The 23,524-nt window shown below is 37.6% G+C and carries 16 protein-coding genes and 1 tRNA gene; 12 read left to right on the top strand and 5 right to left on the bottom strand.

The annotated features are described in order from the left end of the window. Positions 1 to 21: 21 nt before the first annotated feature. From J1905_RS01855 to J1905_RS01830, 6 genes are read left to right on the top strand one after another with little or no spacing between them, the layout of a single operon-like run. Positions 22 to 2,394 (top strand): ABC transporter permease, encoded by a 2,373-nt coding sequence (locus tag J1905_RS01855; protein ID WP_214225474.1) that lies wholly within the window; start codon positions 22 to 24, stop codon positions 2,392 to 2,394. A gap of 23 nt (positions 2,395 to 2,417) precedes the next feature. Further along, entirely contained in the window at positions 2,418 to 4,808 is a 2,391-nt protein-coding gene (locus J1905_RS01850) for an ABC transporter permease (RefSeq protein ID WP_214225473.1), read from the top strand. A gap of 32 nt (positions 4,809 to 4,840) precedes the next feature. After that, positions 4,841 to 5,530: an ABC transporter ATP-binding protein gene (locus tag J1905_RS01845; protein WP_214225472.1), complete on the top strand. Its 690-nt coding sequence runs from the start codon at positions 4,841 to 4,843 to the stop codon at positions 5,528 to 5,530. 17 nt (positions 5,531 to 5,547) lie between these two features. Continuing rightward, positions 5,548 to 7,959, top strand: a complete 2,412-nt coding sequence (locus J1905_RS01840) for an ABC transporter permease (RefSeq protein ID WP_214225471.1) — start codon at positions 5,548 to 5,550, stop codon at positions 7,957 to 7,959. A 14-nt stretch (positions 7,960 to 7,973) separates the two neighbouring features. Then, positions 7,974 to 10,376, top strand: a complete 2,403-nt coding sequence (locus J1905_RS01835) for an ABC transporter permease (RefSeq protein WP_214225470.1) — start codon at positions 7,974 to 7,976, stop codon at positions 10,374 to 10,376. 37 nt (positions 10,377 to 10,413) lie between these two features. Then, a complete protein-coding gene (locus J1905_RS01830) occupies positions 10,414 to 11,211 on the top strand; it encodes an ABC transporter substrate-binding protein (RefSeq protein WP_214225469.1) in 798 nt (265 codons plus the stop codon). A gap of 44 nt (positions 11,212 to 11,255) precedes the next feature. On the opposite strand, the gene J1905_RS23685 is transcribed toward J1905_RS01830, so the two are convergent. From J1905_RS23685 to J1905_RS01820, 3 genes are read right to left on the bottom strand one after another with little or no spacing between them, the layout of a single operon-like run. Then, the gene (locus tag J1905_RS23685) at positions 11,256 to 11,387 is read right to left on the bottom strand and encodes an OmpA family protein (RefSeq protein WP_284445096.1); all 132 of its coding nucleotides are present in this window, start codon (positions 11,385 to 11,387) and stop codon (positions 11,256 to 11,258) included. A gap of 7 nt (positions 11,388 to 11,394) precedes the next feature. After that, positions 11,395 to 11,781, bottom strand: coding sequence for an OmpA family protein (locus tag J1905_RS01825; RefSeq protein WP_284445082.1), 387 nt, complete (start codon positions 11,779 to 11,781; stop codon positions 11,395 to 11,397). 49 nt (positions 11,782 to 11,830) lie between these two features. Next, a complete protein-coding gene (locus J1905_RS01820; RefSeq protein ID WP_214225468.1) occupies positions 11,831 to 14,308 on the bottom strand; it encodes a M1 family metallopeptidase in 2,478 nt (825 codons plus the stop codon). Positions 14,309 to 14,439: 131 nt separating this feature from the next. On the opposite strand from J1905_RS01820, the gene J1905_RS01815 reads away from it, so the two are divergent. The 6 genes from J1905_RS01815 (at position 14,440) to J1905_RS01790 (ending at position 21,943) form a co-directional block, all read left to right on the top strand. Then, a complete protein-coding gene (locus J1905_RS01815; protein ID WP_214225467.1) occupies positions 14,440 to 16,578 on the top strand; it encodes a prolyl oligopeptidase family serine peptidase in 2,139 nt (712 codons plus the stop codon). Between the two features lie 730 nt (positions 16,579 to 17,308). Next, a tRNA-Leu gene (locus J1905_RS01810) sits at positions 17,309 to 17,390 on the top strand. A gap of 70 nt (positions 17,391 to 17,460) precedes the next feature. Further along, the gene (gene tig / locus J1905_RS01805) at positions 17,461 to 18,807 is read left to right on the top strand and encodes a trigger factor (protein WP_214225466.1); all 1,347 of its coding nucleotides are present in this window, start codon (positions 17,461 to 17,463) and stop codon (positions 18,805 to 18,807) included. A 241-nt stretch (positions 18,808 to 19,048) separates the two neighbouring features. Next, positions 19,049 to 19,741 (top strand): ATP-dependent Clp endopeptidase proteolytic subunit ClpP, encoded by a 693-nt coding sequence (gene clpP, locus J1905_RS01800; RefSeq protein ID WP_108203614.1) that lies wholly within the window; start codon positions 19,049 to 19,051, stop codon positions 19,739 to 19,741. Between the two features lie 2 nt (positions 19,742 to 19,743). Then, complete coding sequence (clpX, locus tag J1905_RS01795; RefSeq protein ID WP_214225465.1) at positions 19,744 to 20,985, top strand: ATP-dependent Clp protease ATP-binding subunit ClpX; 1,242 nt, start codon at positions 19,744 to 19,746, stop codon at positions 20,983 to 20,985. A gap of 94 nt (positions 20,986 to 21,079) precedes the next feature. Further along, complete coding sequence (locus tag J1905_RS01790; RefSeq protein ID WP_214225464.1) at positions 21,080 to 21,943, top strand: AMP nucleosidase; 864 nt, start codon at positions 21,080 to 21,082, stop codon at positions 21,941 to 21,943. Here J1905_RS01790 and J1905_RS01785 read toward each other — a convergent pair. After that, positions 21,940 to 22,443 (bottom strand): SixA phosphatase family protein, encoded by a 504-nt coding sequence (locus tag J1905_RS01785; RefSeq protein ID WP_214225463.1) that lies wholly within the window; start codon positions 22,441 to 22,443, stop codon positions 21,940 to 21,942. The two genes, J1905_RS01790 and J1905_RS01785, sit on opposite strands and share 4 nt — an antisense overlap. A 2-nt stretch (positions 22,444 to 22,445) precedes the next feature. Then, a complete protein-coding gene (locus J1905_RS01780) occupies positions 22,446 to 23,522 on the bottom strand; it encodes a glycosyltransferase family 9 protein (RefSeq protein WP_214225462.1) in 1,077 nt (358 codons plus the stop codon). Positions 23,523 to 23,524: the final 2 nt, after the last annotated feature.

Raw genomic sequence — 23,524 nt, 5'->3', positions numbered from 1 at the left:
CTGAAACAAAATCATGGTGCAATGTTCAAACTGAATTTAAAAATCATCTTACGAAGTATTTGGAAGAACAAGATATCTTCTTTTATAAATGTTATTGGATTAGCTATTGGCCTTGCAGCATGTTTAATGCTGTTGATTTACGTGATGTACGAGTGGAATTTTGATAAACAGTCGAAAGATTCTGCGAATGTACATGTGGTAATGACTAACGTTCTTGACGACAAAGGGAAGATTTTTGTAACATTTAATGGGTCGACAACTGCTTTTGCCCCACTAATTAAACGAGAGATTCCGGAAGTACAATACATAAGTCGAATGGACTACGGCAATATGGGTTTAATTGCAAACGGAATTAATGGTTTTAAAAAGAAGTCCAAATTTGCTGAATCTGATATTCTGAAAATGTACGATTACCATTTCATTTCAGGCGATCCTAAAACAGCTTTAACAGATCCAAGGTCAGTAATCCTAACTGAAAGCACTGCTAAAACCCTATTCGGAACAACAGATGTTTTAAATAAAACTGTTAAATATCAGGAGAAAGAGAATCTGAAGATTACCGGAGTTATACAAGATCTTCCGGAGAACAGTTCTAATAGATTCGATTATTTAATGCCATGGTCTTTTTATGAAATAATAGATGAAGGTGCGAAAGATTTAAACTGGAGTAATTATAGCTTCATAACATTAGTTTCTTTAAGGCCGGATGCAAACCTTGACCTGGTTAATAAGAAAATTGATGAGTTGGTCAAAAGAAACAATAAACAAATTTCACAACCTAACTTTCTGTTCCCACTAAGTAAAATGCACCTGTATGGAAAGTTTGAAGAGGGTAAAAGCGTAGGTGGTGATATTGAACAAATATGGCTTTTTACAGCATTAGCTATAGGCATACTATTGATTGCATGTATCAACTTTATGAACATGGCAACTGCAAAGTCAGAAAAACGTGCCAAGGAGGTGGGCATAAAGAAAACGATAGGGGCAAACAGGAGATCATTGATTGTGCAGTTCCTGGCCGAATCTATGGTGCTTACATTAATTAGCGTAATCATTGCGATTGTATTGATAGAATCGTTTATCCCGGTTTTCAATAATCTGTTGAATATTGAAATGAGCATTCCTTATTTTAATTCTTACATCTGGTTAGGGCTTTTGTCTGTTGTGTTACTTACGGGCCTAATTGCCGGTAGTTACCCTGCATTTTATTTATCTTCATTTAATCCTACCCAATCACTCAAAAGAAATGTAGAAGGTAAGGGGTTCTTTTCTTTTAGTTTAAGAAAAGTGTTAGTAATTGGGCAGTTTTGTTTTACGATTATACTGATCATTTCTACCTTGGTTATTTATAAACAAATTCAGTTTATAAAAAACAAACCTGTAGGGTTTGACGTGAATGCGTTGGTTGAAATGCCACAAGACGGGCAGCTTATAGAGAAATTTGAGCTACTTAAAACAAGGCTGTTAAAATCCGGTGCTGTTACAACTATGTATCAGTCATCTGTTAACCTATCACATCATGGTTCTAATTTTACCGGGTTAGAATGGCAGGGGATGCCACAGCCTGAAAATAAGGTGATGTTCAATAGAGTTGGAACTACGTATGACTATATCAGTACAAATGGAATTAAACTGATCAGCGGTAGAGACTTTAATAAAAAGTATGCCTCCGATTCTTCGGCAGTGATGGTTAGCGCCTCAGCCGTTAAGGTAATGGGACTAAAAAAGCCTGTTGGAGAGATTATTAAGATGTTTGATGCTAATTTTACCATCATTGGGGTTTTTGATGATTACATATGGGATTCACCATATCAATCAAACAGTCCGATGGTTGTTTATTTTAACAAAGTAGGGACTGGTGCAATTACAATGCGTTTAAATGCGAGTAATAACCTTCAACAAAATATTGAAACCATTACCAGCATTACCAAAGAAATAAATCCGTCATATCCTGTAGAAATCAAGTTTATGAATTCTATATATGCGGAAAAACTTACCAAAGAGAAGACCTTGGGGATTTTGTCTAATCTGTTTGGAGGTTTAGCTATTTTTATATCCTGCTTAGGCTTATTTGGGTTAATCTCTTACAGTGCTGAGCAACGTACTAAAGAGTTTGGAATAAGAAAAGTATTGGGTGCTTCGGTAGCAAGTTTAATGCAGTTATTATCGCTGTCTTTTATAAAGATGATTCTTATAGCAACTGTACTGGCGGCTCCAATAGCCTATTATATCATGATTAAATGGTTGGATAATTTCGAATTCCATACTACAATACCTTGGTGGATAATTGTCTTGTCAGCTGTAGGGACAATAGCAATATCCTTGCTTACTGTAAGCTATAAGGCTTATAGGACTGCTAAGTCAAATCCAATTAATGCACTTAAATACGAATAACCAAACGACTAATAAGAATTGAGATGTTTAAATTAAACTTAAAAATCGCCTTGCGAAATCTTTGGAAACATAAGGCTTATACATTCATCAATATCATCGGCTTATCCATTGGGTTGGCCGCCTGTCTGCTTATTTTTATATTCTTAAGGTACGAGTTGAGTTTTGATAAAAATTATTCAAATGAAGACAGAGTATTCAGAGTGGTATCATCCTGGACTTACCCCGAGGGCGATTTTTACAGTAAAGGTGTACCCAGACCTATGGCTGCGGCAATACGTAATGATTTTCCACAAATAGAGCATTGTGCTGCAGTGCAGGAATCGGGCGGCATCATCAAGATCCCGGCTACATCGGAAAGACCGGAAATCAAAGAAGAATCAAGTGTTTATTATATCGAACCACAATTCTTCGATATTATTAAAATCAAATGGTTGGAAGGAGAACCTCGCAAAGCTTTATCTGCTCCAAACACTGTTACCTTGTCAAAAGAAACAGCTGATAAATATTTCGGAAGATGGCAAAATGCCGTTGGCAAGAACATCCGGTTTGCAAACAGATTAGATCTCAAAGTTACCGGGGTGTTTGAGGATTTTCCAGAGAATAGCAGTTTCCCGTTTAACGTTGTTATTTCTTACCTGACCGACAAAGATGAAAGTATGAACAACTGGCAATCTGTTAGTTCCAGATCCGAGTGTTATGTCTTGTTAAAAAAGGGAACTGACGCATCAACACTTAAAGCTCCGGTACTGAAACTGATCGATAAATATTATGAAAAAGGAAGCGTAGGAAAGGAACATCATTATTTTCAGCCACTCAGCGAGATTCATTACAACGAAAAATACGGCAACTTTACCAAGAAAGTTATGCCGGACAGCCAGATCATTGGGCTTATTGTAATTGGTGCTTTTTTATTGATTACAGCCTGTATCAACTTTATTAACCTGGCAACGGCTCAGGCAGTGAGTAGATCCAAAGAAGTAGGTGTCCGCAAGGTAATGGGAAGTATGCGTAAGCAGCTGGTGCTTCAGTTTTTAAGTGAAACCGCTTTGATCACCATCATTGCGCTGCTGATTGCCAGTGTACTTACAGAATTGGCCTTGCCCGGGATGAGAAATCTCTTTAGCGGAAATATATCCTTTAGCCTATTCGGGCATCCGGTGATATTTATCTTCATGCTCCTGCTGGTTTTGGTAGTGAGTTTTCTTGCAGGTTTTTATCCGGCGATGATCGTATCAGGTTTCAGTCCTGCGCTGGCGATAAAAAATAAGATCAGCGCGGCAAACACTGGAGCACTTGGACTCAGGAAAGCACTGGTAGTTATACAATTTGCCATCACATCGGTATTGATCGTAGGTACCCTGGTAGTGATTAATCAGATGAGTTTCATGCGGGCCCAGTCTTTAGGGTTTGATACCAACGCAATTGCATTGGTTAATGTACCCTCTGACAGCCTGAGCCAACTAAAATTCAACACCTTAAAAGAGAAACTACTTCATATCAATGGGGTGAAAGCAGTAAGTTTTTGTAATGCAGCCCCCTCATCAACCAACAACAATAGCTCCAGTTTTAAATATAACAGTACCAAAGACGAGAATTTCCAGCTGAGTGTAAAGTCGACTGATGAGAATTACATCAATACCTTTTCTTTAAAACTTATTGCCGGGAGAGCGCTGGCAAAAACTGATACTATCAGAGAAGCAGTAGTTAACGAAACTCTGCTGAAAAGACTGAACATCATTAACCCCAATGAGATTTTGGGTAAATTTATTACAACACAGGGACGGAAGATGCCGGTTGTTGGGGTTGTTAAGGACTTTAATAACTTTTCTCTGCACGATAAAATAGAACCTACAGCACTGTTCTCATTTAAACAGGTTTATAACCTGCTTGCCGTTAAAATGGAATCCGCACAACTCCTGCCTGCGATGAAAGCGATAGAAAGTGAATGGAACAGTACATTTCCTGATTATGTGTACAACTCCAGCTTTATGGACGACCAGATCAGTTCATTTTATGAAACGGAGCGTGTGATGAGTGTGCTTTTTAAAGTATTTGCGGGTGTGGTTATTTTTATATCCTTCATAGGCTTGTTCGGATTGATCTCTTTCATCGCCACCCAAAGAACAAAAGAAATTGCGATTAGGAAAGTACTCGGAGCCTCTACTTTAGAACTGGTAAAAATGTTGAACAGTTCATTTCTCTGGATGGTACTCATTGCCAATTTGATTGCCTGGCCTGTTTCCTATATATTTATCTCCAAATGGCTGGAAGGCTTTGCTTACAAAGCGCCGCTCAGTATTTGGCCATTTATGATCGCCATGCTACTTTCTATAGGCATTACCCTAATTACTGTAAGTCTGCGCTCTTACAGGGCTGCGAATACAAATCCTATAGATGCATTGAAATACGAATAAAATAATATTGAACCCGATTTAACCTGAACATCATGATAGAACTAAAAAACATAGAAAAATATTACGCAAATAAAGGTGTAAAAAGTTACATCCTCCGTCACGTAACTACCAGCATAAAACAAGGTGAATTTGTTTCCATTATGGGCCCGTCTGGTGCCGGTAAATCTACTTTACTAAATATACTAGGGATGCTGGAAGAGCCTACCTACGGACAGTATGAGTTTATGGGCGAAGATGTAGTTTCATTAAACGAACGTAAGCGCATAGAATTGTATCGCAACCATATTGGCTTTGTGTTTCAGGCTTATCATTTAATTGATGAAATGACGGTAGCTGAAAACATTGAGGCTCCATTACTCTATAAAAAAGTTCCGGGCTCTGAGCGTAGAAGTCGCATTGCTGATATGTTGGATAGGTTTAATATGGTAGCTAAAAGTGATCTTTTTCCTAATCAATTGTCAGGGGGTCAACAACAATTGGTAGGTATTGCACGTGCTTTGGTAGCACAGCCATCTATCATTTTAGCCGATGAGCCTACAGGAAACCTACAATCTGCACAGGCATTGCAAATTATGGAACTGTTTAAAAAACTAAACGAAGAGGAGGGGATTACAATAGTTCAGGTTACCCACTCTGAAGTTAATGCTGCCTATGGTAGTCGTATCCTACATTTATTGGATGGGGTTATTAAGGAGGATGTTACTGTCTCACAAACTGTTTAAAGAATCCCTGATAACATATGTTCAAACTCAATCTTAAAATAGCCTTTCGTAATCTGGTTAAAAACAGGGTTTATACTGCAATTAATATTGGAGGATTGGCACTTGGACTTACTGGTTTTGTGCTCTTATTGTTATTTATTAACCATGAAAATAGTTATGACAAATGGGATCCGAAACTAGAGAATGTTTATCAGATCAGAGAATTTCACAACCTTTCTACTCCTGATAATAAGCCGCATTGGCAGGAACTTAATAATTCCAGAAATGCAGCAATGCTCAAAAAAAGCATCCCTCAGTTTAAATATGTTACTAAGATTGATAATGATTGGGGGGATGTTCTTTCCATAAAAACCGGACTTGCCGACCCTTTATTGTTAAAGGGATTTGTTAATGCCGATTCTCTATTCTTTAAGGTATTCCCTTATCAGTTTCTGCAGGGTAACAAAAATAATGCATTGCAATCCCCTAATTCAGTAGTTCTGAAGCGAAGTACTGCAAAGTTGTTGTTTGGTACTAATGAGGCTTTAGGAAAAACCCTTAAGGTATTTGGGTGGAAGGGCGATTCTGGCTCAACCTATACTGTAACAGGTGTGGTTGAAGATCCCTCTGCTCCAGAAAGCCTTAAGTTTAATGCAATACTGCATGACGGAGAAAGAGAAAAAGATCCGGAGAATTTGAATGTCACGACTCCTTGTAAAATATACGGTTTAGTAAATGCAGCAATAGATACAAATGCGCTAAATAAAACAATTAACAGCGCTCATTTTGATTATAAAAGTAAACTTTATGGTGAAACACAAAATAAAGCTGGTTCTAAAAGTACACGCGTTCCGAGTTTAAAAATTATTCCTTTAAAAGATGTACATGCTAATCCTCCATTTGCAAAAAACTGGATTGATAAAATTAAGCCTGTAGTAGCATTATCTATATTTTTACTGCTGATATCTGTCATCAATTTTATTAATCTTGCTACAGCTCAATCTGTACAAAGAGCTAAAGAAGTTGGTGTTAAAAAGGTATTGGGGACAAGCAAGAAACAGCTTATATGGCAGTTTCTTTTAGAGGCGGCCATTCAAAGTATGCTGGCCTTATTAGTTAGTATTGCACTTGTTGAACTGTTACTGCCCGCCTTTAGTAGTAATTTTGATGTACAGCTTAGCTTTTGGCACAATACAAAGCTAGTAGTTATATTGTTCCAGCTATTAGCTGTCTTTATTGTAGTTACCTTATTGGCTGGTTTGTACCCTGCAGCTGTACTGTCTAACTATAATCCCATTGCTGTATTAAAAGGAAATTATGAGCATAGTTTTAAAGGAATTGCTTTAAGAAACGGATTAGTTATTGTTCAGTTTGCAATTGCGGCAACATTTATAATCTCAATTGGTGTAATGCAATCACAAACAAATTTCTTAGTGAATAAGGATCTTGGTTTTGATCGTTCTCATCTCATCAATATATCAACCAATTATGATGAACGGTTTGCTGAAAGGATAAAAAAAATACCCGGAGTTGAATACGTAGCCACTACAACTCAGGTAATGGGTAATTCATTTAATGTTTCTGAAAAAGTAGTGTATAAAAGTAACACCTTTGATTTCAATACTGTAACAGTTACCATGGAAACATTGCCAGCTTTGGGTGTACAACTGGTTAGTGGTAGGCTGTTCTCTAAAGAGTATAAACAGGATACAGTAAATACGGTTGTTTTAAATGAAGCAGCTGCAAAATTACTTGGTGGAAATATTGTTGGACAGGACTATGATGTGCCAGACGAAAAGAAAAAATATACTTTTCGCATCATCGGAGTGATCAAAGATTATAATAATGAAGGTTTTGATAAGACTGTTTTGCCTACAGTTTATAAGGTTACTCATTTGGGTGGCATGTCTAGTACCAATAATCTTTTAGTCCGTTTCAATACTGATAATTACCAACATATGGTCGAGTCAGTAAGGTTGGAGTGGATGAAAATTTCCCCTGAATTTCCGATGATATATACCTCTGGTGAAGATGCTTTTCAGGCGCAGATACTTTCAGACAAACGTTTCATGAAAATGATTACAATTTTTAGTGTCTTTTCAATATTACTTTCTTTGCTTGGTTTATTTGCCTTATCAGCATTTGTTTCAAAACGAAGAACCAAAGAAATTGCTGTTCGTAAAGTGTTGGGCGCATCTAATTTGCAAATAGTAAATATGTTGAATCGCTCTTTTATGGTGATGGTCGTAGTGGCTAACTTAGTTAGCTGGCCTGTTTCTTACATCATCATGAATAAATGGCTCCAGGGATTTGCCTATCGGGTTGATATGCCGTTCGCTCCATTTGTGCTTGCAACTTTAATGTCTTTAATAATAGCGTTATTTACTGTGAGCTTACAGGCAAGAAAGGCCGCGGTTAGCAATCCTGTAAAGGCGCTGAAATATGAGTAATTAAGCGCTACATAATGTTCAAACTCAATCTCAAAATAGCCTTTCGCAATCTGATTAAAAACAGGGTTTATACTGCAATCAATATTTGTGGGCTGGCCCTTGGGTTAGCTGGCTTTATTTTTATTCTGCTATATATCAATTATGAGAAGAGCTATGATACCTGGGACAAAGAACTGGATAAAGTTTACCAGGTGCAGGAACTAGATCTGTTTTCTTTAAAGGAAGGAAAGGCAGAATGGTGGGGAGAGTCTGATGGGCGACTAACGGAAATGATAAAGACCAGTTTGCCTAACGTAACAGCTGTAACTCATGTCTTTGAAACGAAACAGGAGGAAGCTATTGTTATCGACAATAAAGAACCTTTTCTTATAAATAATATACACAGAACAAATAGCGAATTCTTTTCGGTTTTTCCATATAAGTTCATCTATGGGAATCCGGCTGTGTCATTTAAGAACCTCAATGATATGGTAATCACAGAGGAATTTGCAAAGAAATATTTTGGAAATATCAATCCTATTGGCAAAGTCGTAAAATTAATGCCTCAGTCAAGGATAGCACCGTATACCATTACTGGAGTCATTGCAAAACCTGAAACCCCAGGTACTTTTGATCTCAGTATTGTTATTCAGTCTAGTCCCATTAAGTTTAATGATCAGATTCTTAATTTCAGGCCCACCTACGTGAAATTTAGCGGGAAACAAAATGAGGAAGAGACGAGTCAGGTACTCCAAAAAGTCTATGAGCCCTTCCGGGCTGCGATACTCAAAAAATGGAAGTGGTCGCCCTCAGAGTATCTGAAAAATGGAAATAAACCTGCCGTACGATTCAAGTCTTTTTATAGTGTACATCAGCAGCCACTGCATCAGGATGATTGGTTTTCACAGTTAAAACCTATCATTCTTCTGTCTTCTCTTTTATTATTAATCTCCATCATTAATTTTATAAATATGTTCACCGCTCAGGCTGTTTCACGGGCAAAGGAAGTGGGCATCAGAAAAGTAACTGGTGCGAGTAGGGCATCATTAATTAAGCAATTCTTTTTGGAAACATTCTTGCAGTGTTTCTGTGCGCTGATATTTGGGGTTATTCTCCTGGAGTTGTTCCTTCCTTATTTAAATGAACAATTTTCACTTTCATTGTCAATAATCAATAGCTACAATTTTGGACTTGTTGTTTTACAGCTCATTAGTCTGGTGGTTCTTATTACTTTACTCTCGGGAGTTTACCCAGCTGTATTCCTTTCTTCCTATAATCCTCATCAAGTGTTGAAAGGTAATTTTGCTCAGGGACAGAAGGGGTCGAAATTAAGAGTAGGGCTGGTTGGGATACAATTTGTTATTGCAGTAGGCTTTTTTATTGGAATCATGATCATTTCCAGTCAGATCAAATACATGGAATCAAGAGACCCAGGCTTTGATCCCACCGGGGTTATTTATGTCGATGATCCTATGGGTAAAATACTTTCTGAACATGCAAGAAATATAGATGGAGTAAAATATGTTGGCGCAAACGATGGGAATGTACACCGACATCCAAATTTAACCGCAAACTATAAGTATAACAATGAGGTGAAAGAACTGGCAACAGTATTTGTAAATTTAGAAGGATTGCAGGTTGTAGGGGCAAAATTGCTTAACGGAAGGTTCTTTGATAAAGCTCACAAGCAGGATACTTCAAGCGCTGTTATTTTAAATGAGAGTCTTGAAAAACTATATGGTGGCAATATGCTTGGTAAATATATTACTTATAACAATGATAGTGTAACAGTACAAGTGATAGGTATTATTAAAGATATACAGGTTTCAGGATTTGATAAGTCCTCAGCCCCCACTATCTATACCGCCTCTAAATTTAACGCTACCGATTATCCAAATAATGGATTTGCCAATCTCATTAAGTACGATCAGAGAAAAGAAAAACAAGTAATAGCTGAACTCAATAAAGTATGGAAAGAGGCATCCCCGGAATATCCTTTGAGCTTTACTTTTCTTGAGCATGACTTTAAGAAATTGTTTATCACTCATGAGCGTTTCAAACAAATGGTCAAGCTTTTTTCCTTTCTTTCCATTTCGCTTTCCATGATCGGATTGTTTTCACTGGCAGCATTCATGACTCGCCAGCGCACTAAGGAAATCGCCATCAGGAAGGTATTGGGAGCAGATAATAAAGATATATTCTTGCTACTCAATAAGGGCTATTTATGGTTGATACTAGGTGCTAATGTTGTTGCCTGGCCACTAATATACATTGCTGCGCAGCATTGGTTATCGGGCTTTGCATACCGGATTGAAATGCCTGTTTTACCGTTTTTTATAGCATTTATCGTTTCTATTTTTATCACGACTCTTACTGTAAGTGTTCAGGTAAAGAATGCAGTTGAAGCCAATCCGGTAAAGGCACTGAAATACGAATAAATGCTTCGTAATGTAATGAAGCATTTATCTTTGCATCATGCAACGCAGTTTTACAGATCAGTTAAACAGAGAAATTTTAATCAACTATCCGCCAAAGCGGATTATCTCTTTAGTGCCATCTCAAACAGAGTTGCTGTTTGAGCTTGGTCTGGATAAGGAAATAATAGGGCTCACTAAATTCTGCATCCATCCTATTGAAAAGTTTGCGGAGCGAACTAAAATAGGGGGCACTAAGAAATTAAATATTGAACTGATAAGGGAGCTAAAACCCGACCTGATCATTGGCAATAAAGAAGAAAACCAGCAATCGCAGATTGAAATGCTAATGGAAGATTATCCCGTATGGATGAGCGACATTTATACTTTAGATGATGCCAAGAAAACCATTACACAAATAGGTGAGCTGGTAGACAGGCAACCCGAGGCCTCTTACTTAAATCATTTGATAAACGCTGGTTTCAATGATCTTCAAACTTTAGCCGTACAAAACGGAATCAATAAAAAAGTTGCATACCTGATCTGGAAAAAGCCATATATGCTGGCTGGCAGAGACACCTTTATAGACAATATATTGGCAATAAATGGCCTTAGCAATGTAATTAAAGAAAGAAGGTACCCTGAAATTGAGCTAAGCGAACTGGCCCAATTAAAGCCTGATTTGATATTTTTATCCTCAGAACCTTATCCCTTCAAAGAAGAACATCTTGAAGAAATAAGGCAGGTAATACCTGAGGCAAAAGTAATGTTGGTTGATGGAGAAATGTTCTCCTGGTATGGTAGCCGACTGGTTAAAGCAGTTCAATATCTGTTTCAGCTTCAAAAGGAACTTTATTAACCAGGCCGGCTTAGGTTGAATTATTTATCTTTAAAAGTTATCTGTTACTTTAACAACGTAACTTCAACTCTTCTGTTTTTTAAACGTCCTTCTTTGGTTTTATTGTCAGCAATTGGCTGAGTGTCGCCTAATCCTGAAGTTTCGATTCTATTGCCATTAATGCCTAAGCTAATCAGGTATTTTTTAACAGATACTGCTCGTTTTTCTGATAACCATTGGTTGTATTTTTGCAGTTCCAGTTTTATCCGAGTGTCCTTCGATAAGGATTTTACGACTTGGATCTTTTTGTTTTAAAACAGTTGCAACATCCGAAATGCTCTTCTTTGAACCTTCATTTAAATACGAAGAGTTGGTAGGAAACAAAATCTCTGAGCTAAATGTGAATTTAATTCCGGCATTTGTACGCTCTACCTGACTTTCAGGAAGATTTTTTCTAATGTTGTCAAGTTCAGTGTCGCCTGCTGGTTTTTCTACAGGAGCTGGAGTGGTTTGAACGATTTTCTTTTTTGTCTTACACGAGAGTGTTACGCTAACTGCGAGCGCCAAAAATAAGATGGTTTTCTTTGTCATTTGTGTGGTTTGTATATTTAGTTTGTGTGTTAATTCAAATTGTTGGTTGTTATTTCAATTCATTAATTGCGCTGTCAATATAGCTTAGACTAGCCGAGTCACTTTGTTTTTGCTGTTTTAATCGAGCCAGATAGTTAGTTACATATTCGTTATAACCGTAACTTTTATATTTTAATCCTATACTTTTAACAAGATCAATTCCCTTTTTTAGCGCGTCAATGTCGGTAACCTTACCTAATATGTTTACATAAGTAGGAACAAGTTCTATTTGATCCTGGCCAGACATGGTAGCAAATTTTTCGGTGATAAAAGGAAACTCTTTCTCTGTTCCAAATTTAGAATAAATAATTACTATTGCTTGTGTAAGGGCAGCTTTGTTGTCTTTTTCAAGTACTCTTGCTGTAGCTAAAGCCTCTTCAGGTTGCTGTAATGCAAGTGCTAGTAACGACGCCCCCTGAACTGCATACGATTTACTTCCCAATCCTTTTTTAAACAATGGTAGATCGGCAGCATTTTTATTACCGCCTATAATAGAAATTGCCTGAGCCTGTACAGTTGTATTCGGATCAGCGGCAGCAAGCTTTTGAATGGCAGGCATAGCAGATCTAAAAAGCTCTGAATCATCAGAAGCAATAGAATCAAGTGCCTGTATTCTTAAAGAGTAATACTTGTCATTTAATGCCGAAAGCAAAACTTTTGCCCCTTCCGCATTTTTTTTGTTTTTTCCGGCAGCATCTATAGCTTCAAGTCTGTCCATAAACAATGGAGCGTGAGCATACTGAAAAGCAAATTCACCTAAAGATTTATGATCGTCTTTTTCAGCCAATAGAACTTTGTCGGCATCAACGTTTACAAGGTCGGGCTTAGTTGTGCTAGCGAATGTGAAAGTCTGTACCGCATCTTTAAATGTTACCTGATAGCGTTTTTTACTGCCACCACTGTACACATCTATGGCCATAGGCAAGGTAAACGGATCGCCTGCCTGAGTTTGCTTAAGTGTAACTTTCTGTGTTTTTATAGTTTCATCCCAGGCATAATCAATAGTTATTTTAGGATGACCGGCATTAAAATACCACTGATTAAAGAACCAGTTCATGTCCTGTCCGCTTGCTTCCTCCATGGCTAAACGCAATTGATGTGCTTCTCCATTTTTAAAGGCATTCTGTTTCAGATAGATATTTAAGCCTTTAAAGAAAACTTTATCTCCCAAATAATTGCGCATCATGTTCAAAATTCGACCTCCTTTTTGATATGATACTGCATCGAAAACTTCTTCTTTATCCACATAATGGAAACGGACAAGGTTCTTTAGCGACTCCTTTTTAGAACCCAAATACTGACTCATATCTTCGTAGTTATGGGCGTCAGCAGGATCTTTTCCGTATTTATGTTCTGCCCATAAATACTCGCTGTAATTCGCAAAAGATTCGTTTACAGTTAAGTTACTCCAGCTTTCGGCAGTAACGTAATCGCCAAACCACTGATGAAACAGTTCGTGTGCTATAGTGCTTTCTGCTTGTCCGAAACTTTCATCGAGCATTTCTCTTGGTGTGCGTTGTACATAAGCGCCATGTAAGGTTGCAGTGGTATTTTCCATTGCACCACTCACATAATCGCGAACTACAATCTGACTATATTTATTCCATGGATAATCGATTCCCAGTGTTTTAGAATAGAAGTCTATCATTTCTGGGGTAAGCCCGAAAATTTGTTTCGCATAAGGAGCATAAGCGGGCTCCAGATAATAGTTTACCTCTTTAGTTTTCCATTTATCGCGATAGATCTTGAAATCGCCAACAGCCATCATAAATAAATAAGGAGAGTGAGGTAGATCCATTTTCCAGGTATCTGTACGGGTTCCATTGGTGTTCTTTAGCTGACTTACCAGTTTTCCGTTCGATAAGGTTACATATTTTGCAGGTGCGGTAATGCTAATTTCGGCTGTAGTTTTCTGATTTGGTTTATCTATTGTAGGGAACCAGGCAGAAGAAGCTTCTGTTTCTCCCTGAGTCCAAATCTGTACAGGTTTTCCTTTAACTGCGCTATCAGGGTTAATAAAATACAGACCTTTTGCATCAGTTATGGCAGCACTACCCTTTACTTTTAACTCATCAGGTTTTGCCGTGTAATCAATAAAGATGGTGTAAGCCTCGCCGGGTAAGAATTTCTTTCCCAACTGTATTTTTAGCTGATCTTCATCGTAAGTGTACTTTAACGTTTGCAGATTTTTTCCGTTTACCAGAGCAATGGTTCTGATATCCATGCCTTTTGCATCAAGTGTTAACGAATCTGTGGCATAGGCATAAGGCTTTAAGGTAACCCATTCCTTGCCAAGTAGATGGCGCTTTGAATAATCGAACTTTACATCTAATTTCGTATGTACCAGTGCATTTATTTTGGTTGCTGAAGCATGGTAAGGCGAGTTTTTACTGATGTCGTCTGTCTTTTCTACCTGAGCCCAAACACAGTTAGACGTTAAAATAAGTGCCAGTCCAACACAAGCCGATTTGTAAAATAAGTTCTTCATAGAAGCAAATTAAAGCGCCCAAGTTACGTATTCATAGTAATAAAGAAAAGTAACAGTGTTGTGTGCGTATTTTTTGTTTATTTTTATAAGTAGAAATACAATAATAGACTTCAGGTAAAACAATTTTGGCTATGAAAATAACATTTAAAAGCAGTCTGCTAGCACTTGTCATTATGTTCCCTACTTTTGCTCAGGCTCAAAAAAACAATACATTGCAAAAAATGACCATAACTTATCCGGAAACGAAAAAAGAAAATATAAAAGACACCTATTTTGGAACTGTAGTAGAAGATCCGTACCGTTGGCTGGAAGATGATCGTGCAGAAGACACAAAAGCATGGGTAAAAGCAGAAAATGCAGTAACCCAGAAGTACCTGGCTCAAATTCCTTACCGAAAAAACATAAAGGAGCGACTAACAAAGTTGATGAACTACGAAAAGTATTCTCAGCCATTTAAAGAAGGCGATTATACTTATTTCTATAAAAACACAGGCTTGCAAAACCAAAGCGTTCTGTATCGCCAAAAAGAAGGAGGGGAGCCCGAAGTGTTTCTCGATCCCAATTCTTTCTCTAAAGATGCTACCACTTCATTGGCAGATATCAGCTTTTCTAAAGATGGTAGTTTGGTGGCTTATCAGTTGTCGGCAGGTGGTTCAGACTGGACTAGCGTTGTCGTAATGCATGCAGCCGATAAATCAATTATTGGCGATACACTAACAGATGTGAAATTCTCCGGGATCGCATGGCAAGGTAATACCGGTTTTTATTATAGCAGTTATGATAAACCAAAAGAAGGTAGTCAGCTATCCGGTTTAACGGAACAGCATAAATTGTATTTTCATACACTGGGAACTTCGCAGAAAGACGATCAGTTAGTGTTTGGTGGAGCAAAAACTCCGCGCAGGTATATTGGCGCAGGTTTAACAGAAGATGAACATTACCTAATTATCTCTGCCGCAAACTCTACCTCTGGCAATGAATTGTATATAAAGGATCTTTCTGTAGCCAACGCTGCAATCATCCCTGTGGTTGATAATTTTGAGCAAAACCATAGCATTATTGATAACATTGGTAGCAAGCTATACATATATACTAATCTGAACGCACCAAACGGACGTATTGTTACTGTTGATGCTGCCGACCCTAAACCGGCAAACTGGAAAGACCTGATTAAAGAAACGGATAACGTATTAAGTCCATCAACCGGAGGGGGTAAGTTATTTGCCAACTACATAAAGGATGCAGTTTCGATGGTGTTGCAATACGATATGGACGGTAAATTGGAGCATGAAATTAAATTGCCCGGAATAGGTACTGCTGTTGGTTTTGGCAGTAAAAAGAAAGAGCTTGAGTTGTTTTATACCTTTACATCATATGTTTATCCCACTACAATCTTTAAATATTCGGTAACTACGGGTAAATCGGAGGTGTATAAAAAGCCGGGTATCGATTTCGATCCTTCAAAATATGAGTCTAAGCAGATATTCTATACTTCTAAAGACGGGACTAAAGTGCCAATGATTATCACCTATAAAAAGGGAATCTTGTTAAATGGCAAAAATCCTACTGTGTTATATGGCTACGGAGGTTTTAACGTCAGTTTAACTCCTGCATTTAGTACTTCGGTAGTCGTTTTGTTAGAGCAAGGCGGAGTTTATGCTGTTCCTAATCTTCGTGGTGGTGGCGAGTATGGTGAGAAATGGCATCTGGCAGGAACCAAATTGCAAAAGCAAAATGTATTTGACGACTTTATCGCTGCGGCTGAGTACCTGATTTCAAATAAGTATACTTCTAAAGATTACCTGGCTATAATGGGCGGTTCAAATGGTGGCTTGCTTGTGGGCGCTACCATGGCGCAGCGACCAGAGTTATTTAAGGTAGCATTTCCGGCTGTAGGGGTGATGGATATGTTGCGCTATCATAAATTTACGGCAGGAGCAGGCTGGAGCTATGATTATGGAACATCAGAAGATTCAAAAGAAATGTTCGAATACTTACATAAGTATTCGCCGGTACAAGCTTTAAAAGCAGGTGTGAAATATCCGGCAACACTAGTTACTACCGCAGATCATGACGATAGGGTGGTACCTGCGCACTCTTTTAAGTTTGCAGCAACATTACAAGCTATGCAGGGAGGTGATGCACCGGTACTGATTAGTATACAGACCAACGCCGGGCATGGTGCCGGGAAACCTACAGATAAAGCTATTGAAGAGATTGCCGACAAATGGGCGTTTCTATTTTACAATATGGGGTTGGGGTATAAGTAACGTTTTTTAAAGAAATATAAGAAAGTGGTAATGATAAATTTCATTATCACTTTTTTTATAGGATTTTTTTTGGTCCGAAAAGTAGATCGGTTCTTGAACGTGACTTGTTCGGGCTTTGTTCGACTGTGGTCGAACGAGGTACGAACAAGGTCCCTTTAAGTATGGTGTAAGGGACGACTGTATTTTAGGTTGTTTTTCGGACCTCAGTCCGATTCAAAACTTAATCAATAGAAATTTAGGTAGGTATAAATTCCATTTTAATTACATCCTCATTTGGATTCTATTGATTTGAAGAATTGAATATAAGAAAAAATATTAATAAAAAGACCTCAAAATAAGTGATGAATTCATTTTATTTCGGACTTTCTATCTTTTTTTCAAAAGAAAATGGAAATAAATTGATTTTTTAGAGGCTGTTTAAAAATTTTTAGTCCTTAAAAACATTTGAAAAAAGGAATATTTGAGTGGTTTTTGGGCGAAAATTGGAAATCGATCTATTGAAAAGCAGTTAAATGAAAAAATATTTTAATTTTTTTTTCGTCCTAAAATTTATTTCCAAGCTAAATGTTTTGAATGTATTTTACTGGTTATCAGAAGCGTGAAATTTTTATCGTGATTAAATAATAAGGAAGGGGAATAGGCGTGCTGAATATTTATTGAAAATATTTTGAAAAGGGTTTTGTGAATTAAAAACTATCCCTATATTTGCAGTCCTAAAACAATCCTAACTGCGGAAGTGGCGTAATTGGTAGCCGCACCAGACTTAGGATCTGGCGCTTCACGGCGTGGGGGTTCGAGTCCCTTCTTCCGCACACAAAAATTCCCCCGCAACACGGGGGAATTTTTATATAAAGACGGTTATAAAAATATTGATTCAGAAAGATGAACATTACACAGGAAAAAATTAACGACTTAAACGCAGTTGTAAAAATTAAAATTGCACCTGAAGATTATACTGAAAAAGTTGATAAAACTATAAAAGATCAAGCTAAAAAAGCAACCCTTCCTGGTTTCCGTAAAGGAATGGTTCCTGCTGCTCACATCAAAAAAATGTATGGCAGAAGTATTCTTGTAGAAGAGATCAACAACCTGTTAAGCGAAACTTTAAGCAAACACTTAACTGATAATAAAGTAGAAATTCTTGGTCAACCTTTACCTGTGATGGATGATTCAAAAGAATTCAAATGGGATTATACAGACGAGTTTGAATTTGATTATGAATTAGGATTAGCCCCAGCTGTTGAAGTAAACCTTTCTTCGAAAGATAAATTTACTCAATATGTTGTTAAAGCTGACGAAGAAACTCTAGCTGCGCGTATCAAAAACATCCGCAAAAGCTATGGCAAAATGTCAAACCCTGAAGTTTCGGCAGAAGAAGACGTACTTTATGCCGAATTAGCACAACTTTCTCCTGATGGTTCAGTTTTTGAAGGTGGCATTACTCAAACAGGATCTATTCGTTTAGATCAGGTTACTGATAAAAAGATTTTAAAATCTTTAATTGGTTTAAAAAAGGATGATGTAGTTGAATTAGATGTTCAAAAAGCTTTTGATAAAAACGAGGTTATTATAGCTAAGTTATTAAACATCAGTGAAGAAGAAGCTAAAGGATTACAGTCTAAATTCCAGGTAACGGTTAAAAATGTAAATCGTTTAGAGGAAGCTGATTTAAATCAAGAGTTCTTTGATAAATTATTTGGTGCAGGTGAAGTAACTGATGAGGCTGGTTTTACTGCCAGAATTACAGAAGAAATCGAAAGCATGTTTAAGCAAGATGCAGATCGTAAATTACAAAACGATATGTATACTAAACTTACTGACAGCATTAAAATTGATTTGCCAGATGAGTTTTTACGTAAATGGTTAAAAGCTACTAACGAAAAACTAACTGATGAAGAATTAGCTGAAGGTTATGATGATTTCGCTAAAAACTTGAAATGGACTTTAATCGAAAACAAATTGATTAAAGACAATAACATCGAGATTAAATACGAAGATGTTTTCCAAACAGCAAAACAACGTTTAGACGCACAATTTAGAATGTACAGTCCAGCTCCGATGCCGGAAGATCAATTGGCTCAGTACACTGCTACTTTCCTTAAAGAGAAAGACAATGCTAACCGTATTTTTGATGAAGTAAAAGCGATTAAAGTTTTCGAACACATTCAATCAGTTGCTACCATCGAACAAAAAGAAATAGCTTATAACAAATTTGTAGAGTTAAAATAAGTAGGATCTGGAAACAGAAAACTTAATTAATTATATAGTATTACGAATAAGGCGGCTTTATTAAGGCCGCCTTATTTATATAAAAGATATTCAAATTTTACAATGCCACAATAAATTACCAATTTAGTTTTTCTACTTTGGTTGTTATTATTAAAAAATAGGAATAGATTTCAGACAAGAAAATAGGAACTTATGAAACCTCCGAAGGAAGCTTCATAACAGATAAAAAAAATAAGAACTTATGAAAATAGATAAAGACGAGTTTAGAAAATATGCAGTTAAACATCACCGTATAAACGGTTTAAATGTTGATCGTTTTATTGGAGCAACAAACAACTCTCCAAAAAGCATGACCCCTTATATCATTGAAGAACGTCAGCTTAATGTAGCTCAAATGGACGTTTTTTCACGTTTAATGATGGATAGGATCATCTTTTTAGGTGATGCTATTTATGACGGAAATGCAAACATTATACAGGCTCAATTGTTGTTCTTACAATCAACAGATAACAATAGAGATATTCAAATTTATATCAATTCACCAGGTGGTTCAGTTTATGCCGGTTTAGGTATTTACGACACCATGCAGTACATCACACCTGATGTGGCTACGATTTGTACCGGTATGGCAGCTTCGATGGGAGCAGTTTTATTGGTTGCAGGTGCTAAAGGAAAACGTGCTGCATTACCTCACTCACGTGTAATGATTCACCAACCTTCAGGTGGTGCTCAGGGTGTGGCTTCTGATATGGAGATCAACCTTAGGGAAATGCTTAAATTAAAAAAGGAACTATACGACATCATTTCTAACCATTCCGGCCAGTCTTATGAGTGGGTAGAGAAAGCTTCAGACCGTGATTACTGGATGAAAGCTGAAGAAGCTAAAGGTTTTGGGATGATTGATGAAGTACTAGTTGCTAGTAAGAAAGATTAAAAATGGCTAAACAAAATAAAGAATCGCGTTGCTCTTTTTGTGGCTCAGGTAAGCAGGATACTTTAATGCTTATTGAAGGGCTTGATGCATTCATTTGTGATAAATGTGTTGCGCAGGCTAATCAGCTTCTGGTTCAGGAGTTAGGTAGCAAAAAGGGTAAAGCTTTAGATCCTTCGATTACCTTATTGAAACCGCAGGAAATTAAAGCGCATATTGATCAGTATGTTATTGGTCAGGATGATGCTAAAAAAGTACTTTCTGTGGCGGTGTATAACCACTACAAAAGGTTAAGTCAGAAGGTTGATAAAGCCGACGAGATTGAGATTGAAAAATCTAACATCATGTTGGTTGGTGAAACCGGTACTGGTAAAACTTTATTGGCTAAAACCATTGCAAAGATATTGCATGTACCTTTCTGTATATGTGATGCAACGGTACTTACCGAGGCAGGTTATGTAGGAGAGGATGTTGAAAGTATATTGACACGCTTATTGCAGGCTGCTGATTATGATGTGGCTTCAGCTGAGCGTGGTATCGTTTATATCGATGAGGTTGATAAGGTTGCACGTAAAAGTGATAATCCTTCAATCACCAGAGATGTATCGGGAGAAGGTGTACAACAGGCTTTATTAAAGATATTAGAAGGTACTGTAGTAAACGTTCCGCCTCAGGGTGGTCGTAAGCACCCGGATCAGAAAATGATACCTGTAAACACAAATAACATCTTGTTTATTTGTGGTGGTGCATTCGATGGTATTGAACGTAAAATAGCAAACAGATTGCGTACGCAGGCTGTAGGTTATAAGGTTAAAAAGGACGACGATGAGTTGGATCTTAAAAACCTATACAAGTATATCACTCCTCAGGATTTAAAATCGTTTGGTTTAATACCTGAACTTATCGGGCGTGTACCGGTTTTAACACACCTTAACCCGTTAGATAAAGCAGCTTTGCGTAATATCCTCACTGAGCCTAAGAACTCATTATTGCGTCAGTACGTGAAATTGTTTGAATACGAAAATGTGAAGCTTGTATTTGAAGATGAGGTTTTAGATTTTATTGTTGACAAAGCTATGGAATATAAGCTTGGTGCAAGGGGCTTACGCTCTATCTGCGAAGCAATTATGCTTGATGCAATGTTTGACGTGCCGTCTGATGATAGTGTCCAGGAACTGAGCATTACGCTCGACTACGCCGTGGAGAAATTTGAGAAAGCCGACTTTAAAAAGTTAAAAGCTGCTTAGAAATTTAAATCCCCGGTTTACCGGGGATTTTTTTTTAACTTGTTATTTGAGCAATAGCGGTTTAAAAAAAGAATAATAAAGAAAGGATAAATATATGAACGAAGAAAAAGACGTAAAAAAAGATGAAAAAACAGTAGCTAAGGCTAAGAAAAACAAAGAAGTAGAAACTGCCGTAAAGAAAGGCTTAAAGTCTAAGGCGGAGATTGTTAAGAACTGGTTGCCAAGGTATACCGGAAGACCGTTGGAAGAGTTTGGTCAGTATATTTTGCTTACCAATTTTAGTAAATATGTGCAAATGTTCTCTGAGTGGAACGGTAACGCACCTATTTTAGGTTTAGACAAGCCAATGCAAAGTGTAACAGCGAATGGTATTACCATTATTAACTTTGGTATGGGAAGCCCGATGGCTGCTACAATGATGGACTTGCTAACGGCCGTTTCGCCTAAAGCAGTTTTATTTTTAGGTAAATGTGGAGGTTTAAAAAAGAAAAACCAATTGGGTGATTTGATTTTGCCTATTGCTGCTATAAGAGGCGAGGGGACCTCAAACGATTACCTACCAGCAGAGGTACCGGCTTTACCGGCATTTGCTTTGCAGAAAGCAATATCAACAACGATAAGAGATCACTCAAGAGATTATTGGACTGGAACATGCTACACCACCAACCGTAGGGTTTGGGAGCACGACAAGGACTTTAAAAAGTACCTGAAAGGTTTACGCGCAATGGCAGTTGATATGGAAACGGCAACTATCTTTACCACAGGCTTTGCCAATAAAATACCTACCGGAGCTTTGTTACTGGTTTCTGATCAGCCAATGATTCCTGAAGGAGTAAAAACTGCCGAAAGTGATAGCAGTGTAACCACCAATTATGTGGAAACTCACTTAAGAATTGGCGTAGATTCGCTTATGCAACTAATTAATAATGGGCTTACAGTTAAGCACCTTCATTTTTAGTCCTCATCAATACTCTTGGGGGAATCGAATTCAATTATCGTTCCACCAAAGTGACTTACTTCAGCCCAATCATCTGTAGGGAATTCAATAATTGCAATTCCACAGGTGGGGATATTATAGATACTTGCATCACTTAAATAGTTTGCAAAATCTGTAAATCCTGGGTTGTGCCCAAATATGGCTACTCTGTTATATTTATTATTAAGCTTATTAACCACCTTTAAAAGGGAGGTTACATCCGCTTCGTAAATAGTGGTTTCTTCCTTAATTTGTTCAGGAGATTTGTGCCATACTTGCGAGAAGTGCCTAGCGGTAGTGATTGCTCTTAATGCAGGACTGCTTACCAATAATTGCGGGACAAGGTCTTTATGAAGTATCCTTGACGCCATTTCTGGTGCATTTCTGTGTCCCCTTGGATTTAAAGGCCTGTCGAAATCTGAAAGATGGGAATTTCCCCAATCTGATTTGCCGTGTCTTACTAGTAATAGCTGTTTACTCATCGTTAAATCCCCTTTTGATTATTAAGTTTATATATTACTTTATCAATAACAATTGATTCGGCTAAATTGTTCATGCAGGCAAAATCGCCTCTGTAGCAAGGTACATTGCCATAAACAGAACACGGTCGGCAATACAAATCTAATTGTGCTGCATCGTTTATGGACTGGCCATAACCTAAAAAACCGGCATAGGGATGTGTAGCTCCCCATACGGAAACTACTGGTATATTCATCAGAGATGCCAGGTGCATGCCGGACGAGTCCATGCTTAGCATTACATCTAAATTGGAGATGAGTTTTAGCTCCTCATCGAGCTTTATTTTTCTTACTACTGAGGTAATATTTTCATGTTTAGCAGCCCAGCCTTCGGCAATTTCTTGCTCTTCTGCAGAACCTCCAAAGATAAAAAGGTGATGACCTGAAGCGGCAAGACTTAACACTACAGCCTCCATTTTATGTAAAGGATAAACCTTTTGCAGATGTTGGGCAAAGGGGCTTACTCCAATCCACTTTTGTGTTTTATTGGCAATTGAATGAGCAGATTTTAATGCTTCAGAAATTATAGCAAGGGTTTCTTTGTTGGGTGTTTCTGCAGAAACTTGTTGCAGGGTGTTTTTTATAGTAAAAGGGAAACCTAGTTTCTTAAATACATCAGCATAGCGCTGTACGGTAAGTTCAAGAGGAGATAAAATCTTGTTGGTTTTGCGTGTAAGCTCCTTTTTCTCTTTTCTACCCTTATCAACGGATACTGTTTTTACCCCGATAAGGGAAAAAAGTGTAGTGAGTACTTTACTCCTTAGGTTACTATGTAAATCGGCTACAGCCGTAATTTTATGTGCTTTGAGCTCTGTAAAAAGCTTCAGTAAGCCGGCAAATCCTTTATGGGTTTGCTTGGGGTCGAAAGTATGAAAAATCAGGTTTTTAATTCCTGAAAAGAAAGGTTTAAATAAACTACGACTAACTACAAGTAGTTCTGCATCGGGGTAGTTTTGAGTGAACTCTTTTAAAATAGGAGCGGTCATTGCAACATCCCCCATCGCGGAGAAACGGATCACTAATATTTTAGGTGTTCCCGCCATTA

Source organism: Pedobacter sp. B4-66 (assembly GCF_018492665.1).
GTDB lineage: Bacteria > Bacteroidota > Bacteroidia > Sphingobacteriales > Sphingobacteriaceae > Pedobacter.
This window is presented reverse-complemented; position numbering and strand designations above follow the sequence as displayed.